This is a genomic window from Streptomyces mobaraensis, assembly GCF_020099395.1.
GTDB lineage: Bacteria > Actinomycetota > Actinomycetes > Streptomycetales > Streptomycetaceae > Streptomyces.
On sequence record NZ_CP083590.1, the window covers coordinates 738878 to 760485 of the forward strand.

General features: G+C 75.4%; 21 protein-coding genes. 15 read left to right on the forward strand and 6 right to left on the reverse strand.

Annotation, left to right across the window (positions count from 1 at the left end; translation table 11 throughout):
* The first annotated feature begins 7 nt into the window (after positions 1-7).
* Complete coding sequence (locus K7I03_RS02975; protein WP_185942802.1) at positions 8-886, forward strand: SCO6745 family protein; 879 nt, start codon at positions 8-10, stop codon at positions 884-886.
* 62 nt (positions 887-948) lie between these two features.
* The gene (locus tag K7I03_RS02980) at positions 949-1473 is read left to right on the forward strand and encodes a nucleoside/nucleotide kinase family protein (RefSeq protein ID WP_185942801.1); all 525 of its coding nucleotides are present in this window, start codon (positions 949-951) and stop codon (positions 1471-1473) included.
* 248 nt (positions 1474-1721) lie between these two features.
* On the opposite strand, the gene K7I03_RS02985 is transcribed toward K7I03_RS02980, so the two are convergent.
* On the reverse strand, positions 1722-2783 hold the full coding sequence (locus K7I03_RS02985; RefSeq protein ID WP_185942800.1) for a hypothetical protein: 1062 nt from the start codon (positions 2781-2783) through the stop codon (positions 1722-1724).
* Between the two features lie 274 nt (positions 2784-3057).
* On the opposite strand from K7I03_RS02985, the gene K7I03_RS02990 reads away from it, so the two are divergent.
* The 3 genes from K7I03_RS02990 to K7I03_RS03000 all read left to right on the forward strand — a co-directional run bounded on the left by K7I03_RS02990 (position 3058) and on the right by K7I03_RS03000 (position 6100).
* Positions 3058-3297: a cation transporter gene (locus tag K7I03_RS02990; protein WP_185942799.1), complete on the forward strand. Its 240-nt coding sequence runs from the start codon at positions 3058-3060 to the stop codon at positions 3295-3297.
* Between the two features lie 74 nt (positions 3298-3371).
* Positions 3372-5639, forward strand: a complete 2268-nt coding sequence (locus K7I03_RS02995; protein ID WP_185942798.1) for a heavy metal translocating P-type ATPase — start codon at positions 3372-3374, stop codon at positions 5637-5639.
* A gap of 197 nt (positions 5640-5836) precedes the next feature.
* On the forward strand, positions 5837-6100 hold the full coding sequence (locus K7I03_RS03000) for a hypothetical protein (protein WP_185942797.1): 264 nt from the start codon (positions 5837-5839) through the stop codon (positions 6098-6100).
* Positions 6101-6351: 251 nt separating this feature from the next.
* Here the strand turns inward: K7I03_RS03000 and K7I03_RS03005 are convergent, their stop codons facing one another.
* Genes K7I03_RS03005 through K7I03_RS03015 form a run of 3 tightly spaced genes read right to left on the reverse strand, consistent with a single transcriptional unit; the run spans position 6352 to position 9058 of the window.
* Entirely contained in the window at positions 6352-6852 is a 501-nt protein-coding gene (locus K7I03_RS03005; RefSeq protein ID WP_185942796.1) for a hypothetical protein, read from the reverse strand.
* On the reverse strand, positions 6849-8363 hold the full coding sequence (locus K7I03_RS03010; protein ID WP_185942795.1) for a sensor histidine kinase: 1515 nt from the start codon (positions 8361-8363) through the stop codon (positions 6849-6851). The genes K7I03_RS03005 and K7I03_RS03010 overlap by 4 nt, the downstream gene beginning before the upstream one ends.
* Positions 8360-9058: a response regulator transcription factor gene (locus K7I03_RS03015; RefSeq protein ID WP_185942794.1), complete on the reverse strand. Its 699-nt coding sequence runs from the start codon at positions 9056-9058 to the stop codon at positions 8360-8362. The genes K7I03_RS03010 and K7I03_RS03015 overlap by 4 nt, the downstream gene beginning before the upstream one ends.
* Before the next feature lie 250 nt (positions 9059-9308).
* Here K7I03_RS03015 and K7I03_RS03020 point away from each other — a divergent pair, with 250 nt between their 5' ends.
* Complete coding sequence (locus K7I03_RS03020; protein ID WP_185942793.1) at positions 9309-10952, forward strand: acyl-CoA dehydrogenase family protein; 1644 nt, start codon at positions 9309-9311, stop codon at positions 10950-10952.
* A gap of 85 nt (positions 10953-11037) precedes the next feature.
* Here K7I03_RS03020 and K7I03_RS03025 read toward each other — a convergent pair whose 3' ends face one another.
* Positions 11038-11415, reverse strand: coding sequence for a nuclear transport factor 2 family protein (locus tag K7I03_RS03025; protein ID WP_185942792.1), 378 nt, complete (start codon positions 11413-11415; stop codon positions 11038-11040).
* Between the two features lie 264 nt (positions 11416-11679).
* Here K7I03_RS03025 and K7I03_RS03030 point away from each other — a divergent pair, with 264 nt between their 5' ends.
* From K7I03_RS03030 to K7I03_RS03070, 9 genes are all read left to right on the forward strand, one after another.
* On the forward strand, positions 11680-12435 hold the full coding sequence (locus K7I03_RS03030; protein WP_185942791.1) for a bestrophin-like domain: 756 nt from the start codon (positions 11680-11682) through the stop codon (positions 12433-12435).
* A gap of 406 nt (positions 12436-12841) precedes the next feature.
* Positions 12842-14086, forward strand: coding sequence for an ergothioneine biosynthesis glutamate--cysteine ligase EgtA (gene egtA, locus K7I03_RS03035; RefSeq protein WP_185942924.1), 1245 nt, complete (start codon positions 12842-12844; stop codon positions 14084-14086).
* On the forward strand, positions 14083-15462 hold the full coding sequence (egtB, locus tag K7I03_RS03040) for an ergothioneine biosynthesis protein EgtB (protein WP_185942790.1): 1380 nt from the start codon (positions 14083-14085) through the stop codon (positions 15460-15462). The genes egtA and egtB overlap by 4 nt, the downstream gene beginning before the upstream one ends.
* Positions 15462-16205, forward strand: coding sequence for an ergothioneine biosynthesis protein EgtC (gene egtC / locus K7I03_RS03045; protein WP_185942789.1), 744 nt, complete (start codon positions 15462-15464; stop codon positions 16203-16205). Before egtB ends, egtC begins: the two co-directional genes overlap by 1 nt.
* 67 nt (positions 16206-16272) lie before the next feature.
* Positions 16273-17232 (forward strand): L-histidine N(alpha)-methyltransferase, encoded by a 960-nt coding sequence (gene egtD / locus K7I03_RS03050; protein WP_185942788.1) that lies wholly within the window; start codon positions 16273-16275, stop codon positions 17230-17232.
* 237 nt (positions 17233-17469) lie between these two features.
* The gene (locus K7I03_RS03055; protein ID WP_185942787.1) at positions 17470-17961 is read left to right on the forward strand and encodes a universal stress protein; all 492 of its coding nucleotides are present in this window, start codon (positions 17470-17472) and stop codon (positions 17959-17961) included.
* Positions 17962-18060: 99 nt separating this feature from the next.
* Complete coding sequence (locus tag K7I03_RS03060; protein WP_224346837.1) at positions 18061-18696, forward strand: ABC transporter ATP-binding protein; 636 nt, start codon at positions 18061-18063, stop codon at positions 18694-18696.
* A gap of 257 nt (positions 18697-18953) precedes the next feature.
* A complete protein-coding gene (locus tag K7I03_RS03065) occupies positions 18954-20387 on the forward strand; it encodes a DUF6297 family protein (protein ID WP_224346838.1) in 1434 nt (477 codons plus the stop codon).
* A gap of 396 nt (positions 20388-20783) precedes the next feature.
* A complete protein-coding gene (locus tag K7I03_RS03070) occupies positions 20784-20999 on the forward strand; it encodes a dodecin (RefSeq protein WP_185942784.1) in 216 nt (71 codons plus the stop codon).
* A 64-nt stretch (positions 21000-21063) separates the two neighbouring features.
* Here K7I03_RS03070 and K7I03_RS03075 read toward each other — a convergent pair whose 3' ends face one another.
* Positions 21064-21597, reverse strand: a complete 534-nt coding sequence (locus tag K7I03_RS03075) for a GNAT family N-acetyltransferase (protein ID WP_185942783.1) — start codon at positions 21595-21597, stop codon at positions 21064-21066.
* Between the last annotated feature and the right edge of the window lie 11 nt (positions 21598-21608).

Here is a 21608-nt window from a genome sequence, read left to right on the forward strand (position 1 = left end):
GTTCCCCATGGACGACGCAGCGGCCACCCCGCCGGAGACGACGGCCCGCGCCCTCTGGCGACTGGCCGAACCGGTGCACGCCGTCACCTACTTCGCCCCCGAGGCGCGGGCGGCCTACGAGGAGGCGGGGCTGCGCGGCTGGCGGCGCGGCTACTTCGCGGGCCGCGCCGCCCCGTTCGGCCCGGTCGGCCCCGAGCCGGTGGCGGCCTCCTTCTTCGGCTTCGCCCCGGCCACGGTCGCCGGCGCGCTGCCGTCCGTCTGGGAGGTCGTCTCCCCCGGCCGCGCCCTCGAACTGCGGCGCGCGGGCGCCCGGAACGCGCTGCGCCGGCTGCTCACCGGCCGCGACGAAGAGGTGGGCAGAGCCGCCGGCCTCCTCGCGGAGCGCATGCGCGAACTCGACTGCGGCGGGCGGGTGCTCAGCGCCGCCAACCGGGCGCTCGGCTTCCCCGTCGACCCCCTCGACCGGCTGTGGCACGCGGCGACCCTGCTGCGCGAGCACCGCGGCGACGGCCATGTGGCGGCGCTGGTCGCGGCGGACCTGGACGGCTGCGAGTCCCTGGTCCTGCGGGCCGGCCTCGACATCCCGCGCTCCGAACTCCAGCCGTACCGCGGCTGGACGGACGAGGAGTGGGCCGCGGCCGCCCACCGCCTCACCGCCCGCGGCCTCCTCGCCCCGGACGGCACGGCCACCGACGAGGGCCGCCGGCTGTGCGCGTCCGTCGAGGCGGCGACCGACCGGGCGGCGGCCCGCCCGTGGCGGACCGCGGACCCCGCGGAACTCCGGGAGCTGACGGACGCCCTCACCCCGCTGTCCCGCGCCTGCGCGGAGGCGCTCCGCTACCCGAACCCGATCGGCCTGCCGGCGCCGGAACCGGCGGTGCGCTGAGGGGGCCGTATTTACGGAGAATTGATGTGCGGCGGGCCGGTCCCGGGCCTCACGATCACCCCATGACGGACTACGAGGCACTGCTGATCGGAGGGCGCTCCGGCGTCGGCAAGTCGACCGTGGGGTGGGAGGTCTCGGCGTTGCTGGAGGAGGCGGGTGTCCCCCACTGCGTCCTGGACGGCGACTACCTGGGCCATGTGAGCCCGGCCCCGCCGGACGACCCGCACCGCGCGGCCCTCACCGAGCGCAATCTGGCGGCGGTGTGGGCGAACTTCGCGGCGCTGGGCCACCGCCGGCTGGTCTATACGAACACGGCGAGCGTGCTGGAGGACGGCCTGTTCCGGCGCGCCCTGGGCGGCGGTTCGCTCCGTCTCGTCCGCGTCCTCCTCACCGCCTCGGACGAGACCGCCGCCGCCCGCCTGGCCCGCCGCGAATCCGGCGCACAGCTCACCACCCACATCCGCCGCAGCCACGCCGCCGCCCGCCGCCTGGACGCCGAGGCCCCGGCCGACACGGTCCGGGTGGCCACGGACGGGCGGCGGGTGCGGGAGATCGCCCGGGAGGTGGTGGGAGTCGCGGGGTGGTGAGGGCCCGGCGGAGCCGGAGGGCGGGGCGGCTCGGAGACGGACCGTCCCGGAAGGCGAGGAACCCGGAGCGGGCGGGCCGGGCCGGTTCGAGTGCGGACCGTACCGGACTTGGGGAACGCGAGGCGGGGCGACCACGCCCCGGCCCACACGAGCGGCACACCGGCAGGGGCACCGGTGTGGCGTATACGGTCGCGTGACCGAGCCGGGCCGGTGCCGGCCGGGAGACGCCCCGGCCGGCCGCGCGCCCCTCACCGGTTGTCTTTGATCAGCCGGTAGACGGGCGTGAAGATCAGCCCGGCGAGGACGGCCCAGCCGACGCCCCGGCAGAACGCCTGGAAGCCGTGCGCCGGGTATCCGGCGAGGGACGCCGTACAGCCGTAGGCCACGGCGACGGCGACGAGGGCGCGCCAGGACTGGCTGAGCGGCGACCAGGCGAGTTCGCTCAGCACGTCCGTCTCGACGCCCAGCGCGAACACGAAGACCCAGGGCAGCATGCACACCCCGACGATGCCCGCGGCGAGCGCCCAGGCGCCTCCGTCGGCGCCGCCCGCCCACAGGTCCACCCTCCACCGGCGGTCGGCCAGCGCACGCAGTTCGGAAAGGTCGGCGTGGTAGGCGCCGAGAGAGGGGTCGCGCGGGGCCCACAGCACCGGAAGACGCTCGCCCTGGCGCAACGGGCGGCTGGTGTGGACCGGTCCGACGGGCAGCCGCGCGGGGCCGCCGGGGACCGAGACGCGGAGCCGGCTGGACCAGCCCACGACGCGGTCGGGGCGGTCCTCGTCGTAGTCCTCGCGCAGCACGCGCGGGGGTTCGGCGATGGTGGCGGTGGCGACCTCCGCGCCCGCGCGCTGCAGGGCCGCTTGAGGCGCGTCACGATCCGGCAGGCCCGGGAACGAGGCGGCGGTCATGCCGGCCACCAGCAACAGCAGGTGCACGCCGACCTGCCGGGTCCTGATCCAGCCGTCCGACTCGTACGGCGTGCCGTCGATCCGCTCCCACTGCCACGCCCGTCTCCGGCGGTAGCCCTTCCGCGCGGCGCGTGGGCCCTTCTCCCGTGAGCCCTTTTCCAGGGAGACGCCGTCTTCCGGCGTCCCGGGCGACAGGTGCAGGCCGCGCACCCACAGCAGGACCGCCCGTACGGCCATGGCCCCGGCCGCCGTCCAGACGCAGACCAGGACGCCGGTGTGCGGCGCCGGCTGGTGGTCGATGCCCAGGGCCCAGACGCAGGCGGCCAGGGTCGCGGCACAGGCCACGCCGGCGCAGAGGCGTATCGCGTGCGTCAGCACGTCGCGAATGGTCAGGTACGGCATGGGCCCCCCACGGCAGCCGAACGTCGAGGCGTCCGCCCCGCGAACGCGAGCTCAGTGGATCACGCGGAACGGATCACGGAAAACCGTCCGGGGCCAGGGAAGACCGCCCTCGGCGGCAACGCGCGTCCCGCATACCCCCGGGGGGTAGCGGATTCCTCTCTCCGAACCCCTTGTCCGTCATACACCCTGGGGGTATACATAGAGACGTTCGAGAGATACCCCCCAGGGGTATAAGATCCCTACAGAGCCCAAGCCACGCACCAGGAGGCACCCCATGTCGACGCCCACCACCGCCACCCCCGCCGTCACCACCACCTACGCCGTCACCGGCATGAGCTGCGGCCACTGCGAGTCGGCCGTCACCAAGGCGGTCGGGGCGCTCGTCGGCGTACAGGCCGTGGCGGTCGACGTGGCCGCCGGGCGGGTCACCGTCACCACCGCCGGTGAGCCGGACGACGCCGCCGTCGCCGAGGCCGTGGACGACGCCGGGTACGAGCTCACCGGCCGCGTCTGAGTCCCTCATCCCCGCCCCCGCCGGGGCCGGCCCGCAGACCGGCCCCGGCGACACCTCCAGCCACAGGAGCAGCGATGCCCAGCACCACCACCGGGACCACCGGCACGGACCGCGTCGAACTCGCCATCGGCGGCATGACGTGCGCGTCGTGCGCGGCCCGCGTCGAGAAGAAGCTCAACCGCATGGACGGGGTGGTGGCCACCGTCAACTACGCCACCGAGAAGGCGCAGGTCACCTATGACGCCGGCGTCACGGTGGACGATCTGGTGGCCACGGTCGAGGCGACGGGGTACACGGCGGCGCCGCCGGCTCCCGCCCGCTCCGCCGGCCGGGGGGACGAGGGCGGGACGGACCGGGCGTCCGACGACGAGCTCCGCCCGCTCCGCGAGCGGCTGATCACCGCCGTGGTGCTGGCGGTGCCGGTGGTGGTGCTGTCGATGGTCCCGGCCCTGCAGTTCGAGTACTGGCAGTGGCTGTGCCTGACGCTGACCGCGCCGGTCGTCACGTACGCGGCCTGGCCGTTCCACCGGGCCGCGGTCACCAACGCCCGGCACGGCGCGGCCACCATGGACACGCTGATCTCCCTCGGCACGTCGGCGGCGTTCCTGTGGTCGCTGTGGGCGCTGTTCCTCGGGCACGCGGGCATGCCCGGCATGACGCACTCCTTCGAGCTGACGATCGCCCGGGGCGACGGCGCCGAGAACATCTACCTGGAGGCGGCGGCGGGCGTGACCGCCTTCATCCTGGCCGGCCGCTACTTCGAGGCCCGGTCCAAGCGCCGGGCGGGCGCGGCGCTCCGGGCGCTGCTGGAGCTGGGCGCCAAGGAGGTGACCGTCCTCCGGAACGGCCGCGAGGCGCTGATCCGCACCGAGGAACTGGCCGTGGGCGACCGCTTCGTCGTCCGCCCCGGGGAGAAGATCGCCACGGACGGCACGGTCGTCGAGGGCGGTTCGGCCGTGGACGCCTCGATGCTGACCGGCGAGTCGGTCCCGGTCGAGGTGGGCGTGGGCGACGCGGTCACCGGCGCCACGATCAACGCGGGCGGCCGGCTGGTGGTCGAGGCCACCCGGGTCGGCGCCGACACCCAACTGGCGCGCATGGCCCGGCTGGTGGAGGACGCCCAGAACGGCAAGGCCGCGGCGCAGCGGCTCGCGGACCGGATCTCCGCCGTCTTCGTCCCCGTCGTCATCGCGCTGGCCCTGGGCACGCTGGCCTTCTGGCTGCTGAGCGGCGCCGGGCTGACGGCCGCGTTCACGGCCGCCGTGGCCGTCCTGATCATCGCCTGCCCGTGCGCCCTCGGTCTGGCGACGCCGACCGCGCTGATGGTCGGCACCGGGCGCGGCGCCCAGCTGGGCATCCTGATCAAGGGCCCGGAGGTACTGGAGACCACGCGCGGCGTGGACACGATCGTGCTGGACAAGACGGGCACCGTCACCACCGGCCGGATGACCCTGCTGGCCGTCACCGCGGCGGCGGGCACGGCGGAGGACGAGGTGCTGCGGCTGGCCGGCGCGCTGGAGCACGCCTCGGAGCACCCGATCGCCCGGGCCGTGGCGGCAGGCGCCGCCGAGCGGGTCGGCACGCTGCCGGTGCCGGAGGACTTCGCCAACGTCCCCGGACTCGGGGTGCAGGGTGTCGTGGACGGGCACGCGGTGCTCGTGGGCCGGGAGAAGCTGCTCGCCGAGTGGGCCATGTCGCTGCCCGGGGAACTGGCGGCGGCGCGGGACGCGGCCGAGTCGGCCGGCCGGACGGCGGTCCTGGTGGCCTGGGACGGCGCGCCGCGCGCGGTGCTGGAGGTCGCCGACGCGGTGAAGGACACCAGCACGGAGGCCGTGCGGCGGCTGCGCGAGCTGGGCCTGACCCCGATCCTGCTCACCGGCGACAACACGGCGGTGGCCGAGGCGGTGGCCGCCGAGGTCGGCATCGACGAGGTGATCGCCGAGGTTCTGCCCGAGGACAAGGTGGCCGTCGTCAAGCGGCTCCAGGCCGAGGGCCGGTCGGTGGCCATGGTCGGCGACGGCGTCAACGACGCGGCGGCGCTGGCCCAGGCGGACCTGGGGCTGGCGATGGGCACGGGCACCGACGCGGCCATCGAGGCCGGCGACCTCACCCTCGTCCGGGGCGACCTCCGGGCAGCGGCGGACGCCATCCGGCTCTCGCGGAAGACGCTGGGCACCATCAAGACCAACCTGTTCTGGGCCTTCGCCTACAACGTGGCCGCCCTCCCGCTGGCCGCGGCCGGCCTCCTCAACCCGATGATCGCGGGCGCGGCGATGGCCTTCTCCTCGGTCTTCGTCGTCGGCAACAGCCTGCGGCTCCGGAGCTTCCGCGCCGCGGAGTGAGGCCGCCGCGCCCCGCAGGACACCGCGCGGTCGCCGGGCGGACGATCACCGTCCGCCCGGCGACCGCGCGGTGTCGGGCTCGTGATGAATCCGTAACAGCGGGATCCCCCGCGTCACCCGGCGCGTCTCTCCGGGTGACGAACGCGAGAACCGCGAAGAACACGGACACGAGAGCACGGAAGAGAGGGTGCGACGACATGGCGCTGCCCCAGCTGTACAGGAACAGGATCACGGCGCTGGTCGCCGTCACGGTCTTCGGCTTCGCGGGCACCCTGACCGCGGCGGTCACCGCCGAGGCGGTCGGCCGCAGCGCGGCGGCGGGCCTGCCGACGGAGGCCGACGCGGGCACCGGCCCGGCCGGCCGGGCCCAGGACGGCCGGCCGGCGGACGGCGACGCCCCGAAGACCGTCGTCGTCGTACGCGGCGGGACGTCCGAGTCCCAGGCTCTCCCCCGGCCCTGAACCCCGAGCCGCCCCCGAGCCCTCGTCCGGTCCGGCAGCCCCGGCCGCGCCCGAGTCCTCGTCCGGCCTGAACCCCGAGCCGGCCCCAGTCCCGAGCCGACCGAGCCTGGTCCGGCCCCGAGCCCTCGTCCGACGCCGGGCCCGAGCCGGCCCCGCCCCCGCCCAGCACCGCCCCGCACTCCATTCGGCCCGATCCGGCCCAGCGCCGGCCCCGCGCCCATCCAGCGCCGACCCCACGCCGACCCCGCGCCCTAGACGCGGTCGCACTCCAGCCCGTCCAGCCGCTTCCCGCCGCCGGACAGCGTCACCTTCACCCGGTTCCACGGCAGCCCGCCGGGCACCTGGTTGTGGGCCGCGGTGCACACCAGCTGGGTGCGGGCGGTCCGCGAGATGCGGCTGACGTCGAGCGGCAGCACGATCTCGACGTGCCCGGGGTCCGTCGTGACCTGCACGCCCACGCCAGGCCGGATGCCGATGTCGCTGTAGAGACCGCGCGTGCGTTCCGCCTCGTTAGGCCCCTTCAGCATCAGCCGTACCGCGTCCTCCGCGGTCACCGGGCCGTCCGCCGGACGCGAGGTGCCGATGACGCCGGTCACCACGGCGAAGTACAGCCGGGCCTCCCAGCCGGGCGCGCCCGGCTGGTGGACGCCGGTGGCGGGCTGGCCGAACTCGATGACCTCCGTCGGCTCGATGCCGCAGCCGGCGAGCGTGCCCAGCAGGAGCACCGCGGCCGACGCGCGTCGTGCCCTCACTCCTCGTCACCTCCTGTGCGCAGGGGGAGGTCGACGGTGAACACCGCGCCTCCGCCGGGCCGGTTGGCGGCCCGGATGGTTCCGTGGTGCAGCCGGACGTTCTCCAGCGTGATGGCGAGGCCGAGGCCGCTGCCCTCGGAGCGGACCCGGGCGGCGTCGGCCTTGTAGAAGCGGTCGAAGACGTGCGGCAGCACCTTGGGGTCGATCCCCGGGCCCTGGTCGGCGACCTCGATCAGCAGCCGTCCGGCCGCGTCGTCGCCTTCCGTCGCCCGGACCGTCACGTGGACGGGGGCGCCGCCGTGCCGCAGGGCGTTGCCGACCAGGTTGGCCACCACGACGTCGATGCGCCGGGTGTCGAGCCGGGCGCGGACGCCGTCGGGCAGGTCGGCGGTGACCTCGTCCTGCCAGTTGCGGGCCTGGAGGGTCTTGCGGACGGTCTCGGCGACGTCGACCTCGTCGAGGTGGAGGGCGGCGGCGCCGGCGTCGAAGCGGGAGATCTCCATCAGGTCCTCGACCATGCGGGCGAGCTTGCCGGTCTCCTCGCTGATCAGCCGGACGGCGTGGGCGGTGTCCGGGTCGAGGGTGGCGGCGTCCTCGTCGAGGACGTCGACGACGGCCGTCATGGCGGCGAGCGGGGTGCGCAGTTCGTGCGAGACGTCGGCGGCGAAGCGGCGCGCGTTGGCCTCCATGCGGCGGAGTTCGGCGACGTTCTCCTCCAGGGCGGCGGCCATGCCGTTGAACGTCCGGGAGAGTTCGGCGAGTTCGTCGCGGCCGGTGACCTTCAGCCGGGTGTCGAGGGCGCCCTCGGTGATCCGCTGGGCGCCGCGGCGCAGTTCGCGTACGGGCCGGAGGACGCCGCCTGCGGCGATGAGGGCGGGCACCACGGCGAGGGCGACGGCGGGCAGGGCGCCGCTCTGGGCGGCGTCGACGAGGGCCTGGACGTTGGCCTCGTCCTCGCGCAGCGGGACCCGGGCGAAGACCTCCACGCCGGACGGTTTCCGGTCGTTGCTGAAGGTGACGGGGAGGCCGATGACGAGCCAGGGGCGGCCGTCGGTCTCGACGCGCTGCACGGCGGCGATCCCGGCCTGCACCTTCTTGCGCACGCCGGTGCCAAGGGCGGCGTCCTCGCCGGGCCGGAGGGCCGGGACCATGGGCCCGGCGCCGAAGCGGACGTGCACGACCCAGTGCTGGGCCGCCTCGCCGGCCCGGTTGAGGTTGGCCGCGAACTTGGCGAGACCTGCCTCTCCGGGCGGGTACCGCAGGTCGGGGGCCTGGGAGTTGACCTGGCCGCGCAGGGCGTCGACGGCGGTGTCCTGGGTGCGCTGGAGGATCGCGGTGCGCGCCTCGCGGAAGGTGAGCGCCGCGGTGGCCAGCGCGCTCAGCGCGGCGACGAGCAGGAACGCGACGACGAGCCGGGCGCGCAGGCCGCGGGCGAGGGTGCGCAGGGCGGGCTTGCGCGCCCCGGCGGGGCGCCGCCGATCGGCCGGGCGGCGCACGCCGAGACGTCTCACAACGGGCCGAACCGGTAGCCGAAGCCGCGCACGGTCTGGATGTAGCGGGGCGAGCGCGTGGAGTCCTCCACCTTGGTGCGCAGCCGCATCACACAGGCGTCCACCAGCCGGGCGTCGCCGTGGTAGCTGTGCTCCCAGACGTGTTCCAGGAGCTGCTGGCGGCTGTGGACGCGGCCGGGGGTGGCGGAGAGGTGGAGCAGCAGCTTCATCTCGGAGGGGGCGAGCGCGAGGTCCTTGCCGTGCTTGGTGACGACCAGTCCGGCCCGGTCGACGACCAGGTCGCCGTGGACCTCGGCGGGCCGGGCGGCGCCCTCGGGGCCGGCGCCGTCGGCGGGTGCCGCGCGGCGGAGGACCGCGCGGATGCGGGCTTCCAGGACCTCGCCGCGGGCGGGCTTGACGATGTAGTCGTCGGCGCCGGCCTCCAGGCCGAGGACGACGTCGATGTCGTCGCCGCGGGCGGTGAGCATGATGATCGGGAGCTGCTGGGTGGCGCGTATCCGGCGGCAGACCTCGAAGCCGCTGACGTCGGGGAGCATCAGGTCGAGGAGGACCAGGTCCGGCCGGAAGGCGCCGAGCGCGGCGAGCCCGGCCTCACCGGTCGCCGCGGCCTCGACCTCGTGGCCGCGGCGGCGCAGGGTGAGGGTGACCCCTTCCCGTACCGCTCGGTCGTCCTCGATCAGAAGCACGCGTGACATAGGGACAGTATCGATCCGATCATCACACCAACGCGCCGGATGGGACCCCGTCCGGGGAACTGTCACCGATTGCTCATATTCACCTGGGGTCCCTGTGACCTCTCCCGTCTCACCTTCTTCACCGGAGAAGCCCCGCCGCGCGGGCCGGGGCGGGATAATGACCAGCCGATTGTCCGTACGCCATCAAGCCGTCGTCCGAGCCCCTCCCCAGCCCTCGACAGGCACGATCATCAGCGATCCGGAGGTCGCCATGAGCACGCACGAGGTCCTCAACCAGGCCCCGCCCCTGACCGGCTTCACCACCGCCGACGACCCCGCGCTGCTGGAGGCCCTCCGCCGGGACGGCGGCGGCCGGGGCGAGGAGGAGGTCCGGGCCCTGGGGGCGCGGGCCGGTTCGGAGGAGGTCCAGGAGTGGGCGCGGCAGGCCGAGGCGTACCCGCCGGTGCTGCGCACCCACGACCGGTACGGCCACCGGGTGGACGAGGTCGACTTCCACCCGGCGTGGCACCACCTGATGGCGACGGCCGTGGAGACCGGTCAGCACGCGGCGCCCTGGGCGGACGGCCGGCCGGGGGCACACCTGATCCGCGCCGCCAAGTTCTACGTCTGGGCGCAGGCCGAGCCCGGCCACGGCTGTCCGGTCTCCATGACCAACGCCGCCGTCCCCGCCCTCCGCGCCCAGCCCGGCCTCGCCGCCCTCTACGAACCGCTGCTGGCGTCCCCGGTGTACGACTACGGACTGCGGCCGCCGCTGGGCAAGCGCGGCCTGATCGCCGGCATGTCGATGACGGAGAAGCAGGGCGGCTCGGACGTCCGGGCCAACACCACCACGGCCGTCCCGGCGGGCGACGGCACGTACCTGATCACCGGGCACAAGTGGTTCACCTCCGCGCCGATGAGCGACGTCTTCCTGGTCCTGGCCCAGACCGAGCAGGGCCTGACCTGCTTCCTCATGCCGCGCGTCCTGCCGGACGGCACCCGCAACGCGATGCGCCTCCAGCGGCTGAAGGACAAGCTCGGCAACCGCTCCAACGCCTCCTCCGAGATCGAGTACGAGGGGGCCGTCGCCTGGCCGGTGGGCGAGCCGGGGCGCGGGGTGCGCACGATCGTCGAGATGGTCAACATGACCCGCCTCGACTGCGTCATCGGCTCGGCCGCCGGCATGCGCGCCGGGCTGCGGCAGGCCCTGCACCACACCACGTACCGCCGCGCCTTCGGCGCCGAGCTGATCGACCAGCCGCTGATGCGCAACGTCCTGGCGGACCTCGCCGTCGAGTCGGAGGCGGCCACGGCCCTGGCGATGCGCCTGGCGGCGGCCCTGGACCGGTCGGAGGCCGGGGACGAGGCGGAACGCGCCCTGCGGCGGCTCGCGCTGGCGGCCGGCAAGTACTGGGTGTGCAAGCGCGGCAGCGCACACGCGGCGGAGGCGCTGGAGTGCCTGGGCGGCAACGGCTACGTCGAGGAGTCGGGCATGCCCCGCCTCTACCGCGAGGCGCCGCTCCTCTCCATCTGGGAGGGCTCCGGCAACGTCGCCGCCCTGGACGTCCTCCGCGCCCTCACCCGCGAACGCGGGGCGCTGGACGCCTACTTCGCCGAGGTCGACGCGGCCGCCGGCGCGGACCCCCGCCTCGACGCCGCCGCCACCCGCCTGCGCACCCTCCTCACCACCCTCCACGACCCCCACCACGCCCAGCTCACCGCCCGCCGCGTGGCCGAACAGCTCACCCTCGTCCTCCAGGGCAGCCTCCTCGTCCGCCACTCCACCCCCGCCATGGCCGACACCTTCTGCGCCTCCCGCCTGGCCGGCGACTGGGGCGGCGCCTTCGGCACCCTCCCGCCGGGCGCGGACCTGGGCGGGGTGCTGGAACGGGCGGTGGTGAAGGACGCGGGGTAGGCGCCCGGTCCGCCGGGCGGCGCCCGTCAGCCCCCGACCGCCGAAGAGGGCGAGGTCAGGAGGAGGGCGGCGACGGAAGGACGACTCAGGAGGCGGACGGTTCGATCTCCCCCGCGAAGACGATGACCTGGTCGATGAGGCTCCGCCGCAGATGGACGACGTCCGTTCCCGCCAGGCGGGGGCCTCCGGCCGGCGTGGTGAAGACCCACTGGTACCGGGCCCACTCGTCCGGCATGTCCACCGCCGAGCAGCGCACCATCGTGCCGGTCCCCGCCGGGTGGCGCCGGATGTCCAGCACGAACCGCTCGACCGCCGCGATTCCTTCGATGCGGCCCAACGGCCCCCAGAGGACCACGTCCGACGTCAGGGCCTGGGAGAGCAGAGCAGTCACATAGCTGTCGTCCGAGGCGTTGAACGCGGATATGAACGTGTCGATCGCGGAGCGTGCCGTCTCTTCCTGCATGTCCCAGTAATACCAGCCGTTTCGCGTGCGCTCGTCCCGCGAGCCGCCTTCCGGTCACGGTGAACCGTCAACGCCCGCCGCCGCGCCGGCGGACGCTTTCGCGACCGGCCCCGGCCGGTGCGTCCGAACATCCACTCCGGCCCCTCGAACGCCCTCATCCCATCGGAGGAAACCGCCCCGCATCCCGGCTGAACGGGTGACACACGCCGCAGTATCTCGGTGGCGCGCGCCCTCGCGCCGTTGTGGGCGAATCCGGAGGATGCCGTGGACGAGTGGGTGGTGCTGGTCCTCGCGATGGTCGCGGTGATCGTGGTCGTCGTGTCCGTGATCCTGCTGCGCGGGAGGCGGGTGGGGGCCGGCGAGGATCCCTCCGAGACGCCCGACGTCATCGAGTACATGACGATGATGATCGGCGTGGTCTATGCCATCGTCCTCGGACTGGCCATCGCCGGCGTCTGGGAGGCGCGGAACTCCGCGCAGGCCACGGTGCAGGCCGAGGCGCAGGCGCTGCACGAGATCCAGGAGCGGGTGCAGGCGTTCGCGCCGGCGGCCCGGGAGCAGGTGCGGGCGGACGTCGACACCTACGTCCAGTACGTCGTCCACAAGGAGTGGCCGGGCATGCTGGACGACGGGCAGCTCACCGACAAGGGGAAGGAGCTGCTGGACAAGGTGCGGGCGGACATCACCTCCTACGAGCCGAGGAACGACCGCGAGAGCCAGTCGTACCAGCCGCTGCTGGACCAGGCCGGGGCGGCGGACGCGGCGCGCAACGCCCGTGGGCTGAGCGCCGGGGACACCATGCCGGGGGTGGTGTGGTTCGGTCTGATCGGCGGGGCGCTGGTGGCCGTGGGCCTGATCTACACCCTGCAGATCCGGCGGTCGCCGCGCGAACTGCTCCTCGCCGGGCTCTACAGCGCGCTGATCGCCTTCCTCCTCTTCCTCATCTGGGACTTCGACGCCCCCTTCGGGCACTACGTGGGCGACTCCACCGACGCGTTCACCGATCTGTTCGCCGTCTGACGACGCGCCGCTCGGTTCCGGCCAGATTCCGCCGGCCGTCCCTCGGACCCCTCACCGCCGCCTCCGTCCCCGCCGTCCGCGACGGTGGCGGCCGGGGGCGGCACCGTGTCCGCGCCCGCGACGTCCCAGCGCCCGGCCGCGTACCCGCTGTTCGGGCCGGGGCGGCCGCCGCCCCCGGCCCGTACGCGACCGGGCCCGGACGGGCCCGTCGCCCCCGCCCCAATGGTCTACACCTTTCCCGGGCGGCTCCCGGAACGCCCTCCAGGCATGACCGGTTCCCGGCGCCGGCCCGCGCGTTTCGCCCTCCGTTTGGGGGTACAGGGCAAGGGGGCTGACCGACAGGAGGGCACCCGGAGTGACCGACGAGAGCATCGCCTACGGCGAAGGCGCGACCCGGACGGTCGACATGGACGAGGCGGCGGCACTGGTCCGCGGCATCTGCTTCAAGACCGGCCCGCCCCGCCTCCTCGGCGTCGAGCTGGAATGGCTCGTCCACGACCTGCGCGAACCGACCCGCCCGGTGGAAGCGGCCCGGCTCAACGCCGCCGCCGACCGGCTCCGCAAGCTTCCGCTGCGCTCACTGCTCACCATCGAGCCCGGCGGCCAGATCGAGTTCAGCTCGCAGCCCGCCGGCTCCCTCACCGCCTGCGTGGACGAGGTGGCCGCCGATCTCGCCCTGGCCAGGGCCGAGTTGAAGGACATCGGGCTCTTCCTCGCCGGCTACGGCAAGGAGCCCTGGACCCATCCGGACCGGGTGGTGGAGACCCGCCGCTACAGCGCGATGGAGGTCTACTACGACCGCTGGAACGGGGCCGGCCGCACGATCATGTGCCGGACGGCGTCCGTCCAGGTATGCGTGGACGCCGGCGGCGAGGGCCCGGGCCCGCTCGGGTTCGACCGCCGCTGGCGGTACGCGCACCTGCTGGGCGCGGTGCTGACCGCCGCGTTCGCCAACTCGCCGCTGCACCTGGGGCGGCCCACCGGCTGGCGCTCCACCCGCCAGGCCACCTACGCCCGGATGGACCCGGGCCGCACCCTCGCCCCCGCCGAGCACCTGGAGCCGCGGGCGGCCTGGGCCGAGTACGCGCTGGACGCGGAGGTGATGTTCATCCGGCGCGAGGAAGGACCGTGGCAGCCCGTACAGGGCCTGCCGCTGCGCGAGTGGCTGCGCACGGGCGAGCCGCGGCCGGTCACCGCGGGCGATGTGATCTACCACCTGACCACGCTGTTCCCGCCCATCCGGCCGCGCGGCCACCTGGAGATGCGCATGATCGACGCGCAGCCGGGCGAGGACGGGTGGCTGGTGCCGCTCGCGGTGACGGCGGCGCTGTTCGACGACCCGACGGCCGCCGAGACCGCGTACCGCGCGGTGAAGCCGCTGGCCGACGCGGCGGGCGGGGAGCCCACCCCGCGCAACCCGCTGTGGCGCCGGGCCGCCCGGCACGGCCTGTCCGATCCGGAGCTCCACGCGGCGGCGGCCGGCTGTTTCGCGGCGGCGCGCGAGGCGCTCCCCCGGCTCGGGGCCTCGCCCCGGGTGCTGGAGGCGGTGGACGAGTTCACCGCCCGGTACGTGGGCCGGGGCCGCTGCCCGGCCGACGACCTGCTGGACCTGGTCGCGGACCGGCCCGTGAGCGCGGAGTGCGGGCCGTGACCGCCACGGGCCGCAGGGCCACCGGACGGCAGCACGGCGGTGACGACGGCACGGATCCCGGCGCGCTCCGGCGGCGCGCCGTGGACGTCCTGCTCGCGGCCCGTGAGCGCACCATCGCGCTCACGGGCTGCGTACCGGACCCCGAACTCACCGCGCAGCACTCGCCGTTGATGTCGCCGCTGGTGTGGGACCTGGCGCACATCGGCAACCAGGAGGAGCTGTGGCTGCTGCGTGCCGTGGGCGGGCACGCGGCGCTGCGGCCGGAACTGGACTCCGTCTACGACGCGTTCGAGCACCCGCGCGCCGAGCGCCCCGCGCTCCCGCTGCTGCCCCCGGACGAGGCCCGCCGCTATGTGGCGGACGTCCGCGGCCGGGCGCTGGACGTCCTCGACCGGACACCGGTCGACGACGGCGGCGGCCCGCTGGCCCGGGCGGCGTTCGCCTTCGGGATGATCGCCCAGCACGAGCAGCAGCACGACGAGACCATGCTGATCACCCACCAGCTGCGGGCCGGCCCGGCCGTGCTCACCGCGCCGGAGCCGCCGCCCGCCGCCCCGGACACGGCCGGGCTGCCCGTCGAAGTCCTCGTCGAGGGCGGCCCGTTCACCATGGGCACCTCGGCCGAGCCCTGGGCGCTGGACAACGAGCGGCCCGCGCACGAACGCGTGGTGGCCCCGTTCTTTCTCGACACCCTGCCGGTGAGCAACCGGGCGTACGGGCACTTCGTCGAGGACGGCGGCTACCGCGACCCCCGCTGGTGGCACCCCGAGGGCTGGGCGCAGGTACGCCGGCACCAGCTGGCGGCGCCGCTGTTCTGGCGGCGCGACGGCGGGGTGCCGGGCGGCTGGCTGCGGCGCCGCTTCGGCGTGGTGGAGCCGGTACCGCCGGACGAGCCGGTGCTGCACGTGAGCTGGTACGAGGCCGCCGCGTACGCCGCCTGGGCCGGGCGGCGGCTGCCCACCGAGGCCGAATGGGAGAAGGCCGCCCGGTACGACCCGGCGTCCGGCCGCTCCCGCCGCTACCCGTGGGGCGACGAGGACCCCACGCCCGACCGCGCCAACCTCGGCCAGCGCCACCTGCGCCCGGCCCCCGTCGGCGCCTATCCGCGCGGCGCGTCCCCGCTGGGAGTGCGGCAGCTGATCGGCGACGTGTGGGAGTGGACGGCGAGCGACTTCCTGCCGTACCCGGGGTTCCGGGCGTTCCCCTACCGCGAGTACTCGGAGGTCTTCTTCGGCAGCGCGTACAAGGTGCTGCGCGGCGGGTCGTTCGGGGTGGACCCGGTCGCCTGCCGGGGCACGTTCCGCAACTGGGACCTGCCGGTGCGCCGGCAGATCCTGGCCGGCTTCCGCACGGCCCGCGACCCGGAGCCGTGCTGATGTGCCGGCACCTGGCCGTGCTGGGCCCCGAGGCCCCGCTCGGCGCGTCCGTCGCCGATCCGCCGCACGCCCTCGTCCGGCAGGCGTGGGCGCCGCGCCGGCAGCGGTACGGGACGGTGAACGCGGACGGGTTCGGCATCGGCTGGTACGCGGACGGCGACCCGCGGCCCGCCCGGTACCGCCGGGCCGGGCCGGTGTGGGCGGACCCGTCCTTCGCCGACCTGGTCCGGGTGGTACGGGCCCGGGCGCTGCTGGCGGCGGTGCGGGACGCGACCGGGCCGGGCGCCGACGGCGAGGCCGCCGCGGCCCCCTTCGCCGCGGGCCCGTGGCTCTTCAGCCACAACGGCGCCCTCACCGGCTGGCCCGGCTCGGCCGCGCCCCTCGTCCCGCTGCTGCCCGCCACGGCCCTGCTGCGGCTGGAGGCGCGCTGCGACTCGGCGTTCGTCTGGGCGCTGGTGGCGCACCGGCTGCTGGACGAGGGCGATCCGCCGGGGCGGGCGCTCGCGTACGCCGTCACCGCGCTCGCGGAGGCCGCGCCCGGCTCCCGGCTGAACCTGCTGCTCACCGACGGCGCTTCGGTCACGGCCACCGCGTACGGGGACTCCCTGTGGTACCTGGCCGGCCCCGGCGAGCGGGTCGCGGTGGCGTCGGAGCCGTACGACGACGATCCGCGCTGGACCGAGGTGCCCGACGGCACGCTGCTGTCGGCGGACCGCGCGCGGGTCGCCCTCACGTCCCTGTAGCACCTTCCCCCTTCGAGCTTCCGCCTTCCTTCCCCCTGCCCCGCCGCACGCGCAAGGAGCCCTGCCCGTGAGCCAGTTCGTCCTCTCCCGCACCCTCCCGTCCGACGCGACCGCCGCCGCCCTGCGCGCCGACGTCGCCGAGGGGCTGACCCGGTCGCCCAAGGAGCTCCCCCCGAAGTGGTTCTACGACGCGCGGGGCAGCGCCCTCTTCGACGAGATCACACTGCTGCCCGAGTACTACCCGACGCGCGCCGAACGCGAGATCCTGCGCGCCCGCGCCGACGCCATCGCCGCCGCCACCGGCGCCCGGACGCTCGTCGAACTCGGCTCCGGCTCCTCGGAGAAGACCCGCCACCTCATCCGGGCCCTGCCCCTGCTGGACCACTACGTGCCGGTGGACGTCAGCGAGAGCGCCCTGTCCGGGGCCGCCGCGACCCTGCTCGACGAACACCCGGGGCTGCGGGTGCACGCCCTCGTCGCCGACTTCCAGTACGGCCTGACCCTCCCGGACACCCCCGGGCCGCGGCTGCTCGCGTTCCTCGGCGGCACCATCGGCAACCTGCTGCCCGCGGAACGGGCGGAGTTCCTGGCCGGCCTGCGGGCCGGCATGGCCCCCGGCGACGCCCTGCTGCTCGGTACGGACCTGGTCAAGGACGAGCGGGTGCTGGTCGCGGCGTACGACGACTCCCGGGGCGTGACGGCCGCCTTCAACAAAAACGTCCTCGCGGTCCTCAACCGCGAGCTGGGCGCCGACTTCGACCCCGCCGACTTCGCGCACGTCGCCCTGTGGGACGCCCGCCACGAGTGGATCGAGATGCGGCTGCGGGCCCGGCGGGCCGTGCTGGCGAAGATTCCGGCTCTGGACCTGGCGGTGCACTTCGCCGCCGGCGAGGAGGTGCGGACGGAGATCTCGGCGAAGTTCCGGCGGGAAGGGGTGCGGACGGAACTCGCCGCGGCGGGGCTGGAGTTGCGACGGTGGTGGACGGATGCGGCGGGGCGGTTCGCGCTGTCGCTGGCGGTGCCGTAGGGACGCCCGCGGCGGGCGGTGCCCCGGTCCCGCCCCTTCACCGTTTCTGCGGGGGCAAGCCCCCGCACCCCCGAAACCGCGCTCCGCGCGGTTGTCCTCAAACGCCAGACGGGCTGAATAGCCCGTCCGGCGCTTGAGGACGAGCGGCGAAGCCGCGAACAGGGGGTCTGGGGCGCAGCCCCAGGAATCGGTGAAGGGGCGGGACCGGGGCGAAACACCCCCGGGTAACCTGAACCCGTGAACCAAGAGCAGCCCACCCCCGAACACGAAAGCCTCCCCGGAAGCTTCGAACGCGGCACCGACGGCCCCAAGGTCATCGTCGTAGGGGTGGACGGCTCCGACTCCTCCTGGCGCGCCGCCGCCTACGCCGCCGGCCTCGCCCGCCGGCAGAGCGCGCTGCTCGCCATCGTCTACGTGCAGCCCGTCCTGGTGGGCGGCGCGGCCTTCGGAGCTCCGGTGGCCGAGGTGACGGAGGAGGTCGCCGAGGAGCTGCTCGCGGAGATCCGGGCCACCACCGAGCGGCTGCGCGGGCTCTATCCGCACGCGATGCGCTGGGAGTTCCACACCTTCCGCGGCGACCCGTACTCGGGCCTGGTGCGGGCGGCCGACGACCTCAAGGCCGACGCGGTCGTCGTCGGCGCGTCGGAGCAGGCGGGCCACCGCATCGTCGGGTCGGTCGCGGTCCGCCTGGTGAAGGCGGGACGGTGGCCGGTGACGGTGGTGCCGTAGGCCCCCGTACGCACGACCAGCACCACCAGCACCACCGGCACCACCCAGGGGAGGAACCCCACCATGCCCGCATCCCCGCCCGGACGGCCGATCCTCCGGATGACGGACGTAAGCCGCGACTACGGCGACCGCACGGTCCTCCGTTCCGTGAACCTGACGCTGTCCCGCGCCGAGTGCGTCGCCGTCACCGGCCCCAACGGCTCGGGCAAGTCGACGCTGCTCCGGCTGGCCACCGGCCGGGAGCGGCCCACGTCGGGCGAGGTGCTGTTCGACGGCGCGCCCGTGAGCGAGGACGACCCGGCCGTACGGAGGCGGCTCGCCGCCGTCATGGACGCGGCGTCCTTCTACCCGGACCTGACCGTCCGCGAGCACCTCGTGTTCGTCGCGCTGGCCCACGGCCTGGGCCGGGCGGCGGCGGAGGAGGCGGTGACGCGGGCCCTCGCGGACCACCGGCTGGCGGAGCACGCGGACGTGCTGCCCGACGCGCTGTCCTCGGGGCAGACCCAGCAGGTGCTGCTGGCCGCCGCGTTCCTGCGCCCGCACGACCTGCTGGTGCTCGACGAGCCCGAGCAGCGGCTGGACACCGCGGCCCGCGCCGCGCTGGCCCGGCGGCTGTGCGCCCGCAAAGCGGAAGGCACCGCGATCCTGCTGGTCACCCACCACGACGACGTGGCCGCGGCGGTGGCCGACCGCGTCCTGGACCTGGCAGACCTGTCGGAGGCGGCCGGTGCCTGACACGCTCATCGAGGAGCGGCGGACGACGGACGGGGACACGGACGACGGCCCCTCGGGATCCCGCGCCGCGCTGGAGTTCCTGCGCCGGGCCCGCCGCGAGGAGAGCCGCCGGCGGCGGCGCGACGGCGCCGTCGTGCTCTACGGCGTCGTCCTGACGGCCGTCGTCTGGGTGCCGGGGCTGATCGCCGTGGTCCGGGCGGCGGACGCCGCGTCCCCCCCGGGGCGCCCTGGCGGAACGGGTCCTGGCCGGCCTGCCGGTGACCGTCCCCGTGCTCGGCGCCGCCGTCCTCCACGCGCTGGTCCGCAGCGCGGCCTGGCGGGGGCCGGTCCTGGTCGACCTGCCCACCGTCCGGTGGGCCCTGCCGCTGCCGGTGGGCCGCGGCGGGCTGCTGCTCCCCCGGTTCGCGAAGGCCGCCGGTCTCGCCGCGGCCGCCGGCGCGGCGGCGGGCGCGGTGCCGGGACTCCTGGCCGGGACGCTCTCGCCGGACCTCGGCACCGCCGGCCGCGCGTGGGCCGCGGCGGCGGGGGCCTGGGGCGGCGCGGCCGTCGCCCTCACAGCCGCGGGCTGCGGCGCGCTCGTCGAGCGATACGACGACGGGCGGTGGGAGCGCCGCCGTTCCCGCCTCGCCGCTGCGGCGGCTTCCGCAGCGGTCCTCGCGGGACTGGTCCTGGCCGCCCTGGCGACGACGGGCCGGGGCGCGAGCCCCTCGGCCGGGCGGGTGCTGCTGTGGTCGGGGCCGTGGGGCTGGTCGGCGCAGCCGCTGGTGGCGGCCGTGGACGGCCCGGCCCCGGGGTGGCCGGCGGCCCTCGCGCTGTCGGTGGTGTCGACGGCGGTGGTGCTGGTGGCGGGGGTACGGGCGGTGCCGGGGATACCGGCGTCGGCCCTGCGCACCCGGGCCACGGTCGCCGAGCGGATGACCGCGTCCGTCTTCTCCCTGGAGCTGCGGCAGGCGCGGCTGGCGACGCGCGGCGGGCGCGCGGCGGCCCGTTCGCGCCCTCTCCTCCGGCTGCCGGTGCCGCGCCGGCGGTGGCTGCTCGTGCCGTGGCGGGACGCGACGGGGCTGCTCCGGGCGCCGGCCCGGGCGGTCCGGGCGCTGGTCTGGCTCGCGGCGGCCGTGGCCCTCACCGCGCTCGCCCCGGCGGCGCGTCCGACCCCGCGGGCCGTCCTGGCCGTCCTCGCGCTCACCGCCGCGTACCTGGCGGCCGCCCACCTCGTTGAGCCCGCCCGCCTGGACAGCGACGACCTCCGCCGCCGCGCCCAGCTCCCGTACTCCTCCGGCGCCCTGGCCCTGTGGCACGCCGTCGTCCCGGCCGTCCTTCTGGTGCCGGGCCTGGCGGCGGGCGCGGCGGTGGCGGTGACGGCCGGCCGGGGCGGCGCCGGTCTCGCGGTGCTGGTCGGCTGCGTCCCCGCCCTGGTCGGCGCGGCCCTCGTCAGCGCCTACCGGGGGGTGCTGCCGCCGCAGGCGGTGGTGGGCACGGACACGCCGTTCGGCAACACGGCCGTGTTCCAGCTGGCGGGCTGGTACCTGCGCGGCCCCCTCGGCGCGCTGGCCACCACCGCGCCCGCGCTCGCCCTCGTCCTCCTCCACCGCGGCCCCGCCCCGGCGGCCCTGGCCGGCTGGCTCGCGGCGGCGGGCGGCGCGCAGCTCTGGTGGGCCCACCACACGGCCCGCCGCCTCCACCGGGCGTGACCGCCCGGGGGTGCCCCACCGGACCCGCCCCACCGGGTTCCGCCCACCGGGCATGCCCGACCGGGCGCGCCCCATCCGGCGTGCCCCACCGGGCGCGTCCCAACCGGTTGCGTCCCACCCGGCGTGACGCACCGGACGCGCCCAACCCGGCATGCCCAACCGGTTGCGTCCCGCGCGGCGTGACCCGCCGAACGCGCCCCGCCCGGCGTGACCCACCGGACGCGCCCAACCCGACGTGACCCACCGGACGCTACGCCGGGCACACCCCACCTGGCGCCCGCACCACCCGCCAGGCGCGCGACCACGCCAACGGCGGCGCCCGCCTCGCGCGGGGACGCCGTGTGGCGGACGGTGGTGGGGTCAGCAGCACGCACGCCGCCGGGAGGACCCCCACCCATGACGAACCACACGTACCGCGTGACCGAGATCGTCGGCTCGTCCCCCGAGGGCGTGGACCAGGCCATCCGCAACGGGCTCGCCCGCGCGTCCGAGACTCTGAGGAACCTTGATTGGTTTGAAGTGGTTCAGATTCGGGGGCACCTGGAGAACGGCGAGATCGGGCACTACCAGGTGGGGCTCAAGGTCGGCTTCCGGCTGGAGGACGGCGCCTGAAAGCGCTTGAAGCGAAGGCAGACCCCGCCTCCGCCGCGTACAGCGGGGAAGGCAGGGCATCGCGTCAGCCTTGGAGTACGGCGAAGCGCTCGCGGAGGTCCTTGACGGGTTCGGCACGCCGCGCCATGAGGTAGACGCGGGTGTGGGTTCGCTGGACTTCGTGGAGGAGCTTGAAGCCCTGGCTCTCGTTGTAGGTGACGAGCCCCGGGAAGTTGCACCCGCGGCGAACCCACTGCTTACCCTCAACGGCGGCACGGTCCACGGCCCACATGGCCATGGTGGTTCCGGGCTTGTGCCGGCGGTACGCCGGGTCGGTGACGCTGGAGTACAGATAATGCGCCGGTTCCGCCAACTCCTCCTCCGTCCATCCCCACGGCGGGGTCTGGTCCTGCACGGTGATGAACCCGATGAGTCGCCCGGCGTCGTCATCGGCGAGGACCCACACGTCGCCGTCGGGGTTCTCGGCCTGCCTGGCGAGGTCGGCGGCGTTCTCACGCCAGCTCGGCAGGCCCCTGTCCTCCAGCCATCCCGAGCGGGCGAGGATCATGGTTTCAACGGCGGGGATGTCGGCGGCCGTGGCCGGTCGCATGGCGAACATGTCTCTCCTGT